Below are 1,461 nucleotides of genomic sequence, written 5' to 3'. Positions count from 1 at the left end.
GGTCAAGTCCTTTTGAGTGGTGTATCGAGGCTTTGTCGGGTTCCTCGTGGTCGGGTGGGTTGTCAGGCGGCGAGTGCCGCGTGGCCGGGGTCGTCGGTCATGGTGTCGCTGACCTGTAGGGCGGCTTGTTCAGCCGCGGCTTTCGCGGCTGCTTCGGCGAGCATCGTGTCGGTCGCGGTCAGCAATTCCAGGCTCATGTAGCGCCGTGATTCGGTCCATTCGTCGTGCTGCTCGGCCAGCACCGCGCCGAGGAGTCTAATCACCGCGACTCGGCTGGGGAAGATGCCGACGACGTCGGTGCGTCTCCGGATCTCCTTGTTGAGCCGTTCGTTCGGGTTGTTCGACCAGATCTTCTTCCACACCTCCTTCGGGAACTTCGTGAACGTGAGCACCTCATCGCGGGCGCCCTCGAGGTGCTCGGCAGCGGCCGGCAGATGGGTGGCCAGGCTGTCGATCATGTGCTCGTACTGGGCGATCACCGCCTCGACGTCGGGCTGGGTGTAGACGCTGTGCAGCAGCGCTTTCACCGCGGGCCACTGCGACTTCGGGCACACCGCCATCAGGTTGGCCGCGTAGTGGGTGCGGCAGCGCTGCCACTGCGCCGTCCCGAACACCGCCCCGGCCGCTTCGACCAGCCCGGCATGGGCATCGGAGGTGATCAGCTCCACCCCCGACAGGCCGCGGGCAGCCAGATCACGGAAGAACCCGAGCCACCCCTCCCTGGTCTCCGCGGTGCCCAGTTGCAGGCCGAGGATCTCGCGGTAGCCGTCGTTGTTGATGCCGGTGGCGACCATGGCGGCGACCTTGACGACCCGGCCGTGTTCACGCACTTTGAGCACGAGCGCGTCGGCGGCGACAAACCGATACGGCCCAGCATCGAGCGGCCGGGTGCGGAACGCTTCGACCTGCGCATCCAGGTCTTTACTCATCTCTGAGACCTGCGATTTCGACAGGCCCGTGATGCCGAGTCTGCACCAGTTTGTCCATCCGGCGGGTGGAGACGCCGAGCAGGTAGCAGGTGGCGACCACCGTGGTCAGCGCTGCCTCGGCGCGGCGGCGCCGCTCCAGGAGCCAGTCGGGAAAGTAGGTGCCTTCGCGCAGTTTCGGGATCGCGACGTCGATGGTGCCGGCGCGGGTGTCCAGGTCCCGGTGCCGGTAGCCGTTACGCCGGTTGGTGCGCTCATCCGAGCGGGCGCCGTAGGCGGCGCCGCACACGCTGTCAGCCTCGGCCGACAGCAGGGCATTGATGAAGGTGGTGAGCATCTGACGCATCAAGTCCGGCGAGGCCTGGGTGAGCAGATCGGACAGAAACGCCTGGGGGTCGATATCGTGGGGAGCGGTCATCGCGGGTGTCCCTTTCGAGTGGGATGTGAGAGTTTCCTCGAAAGCCTCCCGCGGTGACCGCTTCTACTTCGCGGTCGACACGCCAACCGGAGTCAACGTGCTGCGGGATTCGTACAC

At 66.2% G+C, this 1,461-nt stretch carries 1 pseudogene; it reads right to left on the bottom strand.

Annotation, left to right across the window (positions count from 1 at the left end):
* Positions 1 to 62 precede the first annotated feature (62 nt).
* Positions 63 to 1,344 (bottom strand): annotated as a pseudogene (locus tag ACZ1IK_RS11165) (IS256 family transposase).
* Positions 1,345 to 1,461: the final 117 nt, after the last annotated feature.

The organism is Micrococcus sp. CS26 (assembly GCF_055522295.1).
Note: the sequence above shows the minus strand (reverse complement) of the source record. Positions and strands in the feature narration are given on the sequence as shown.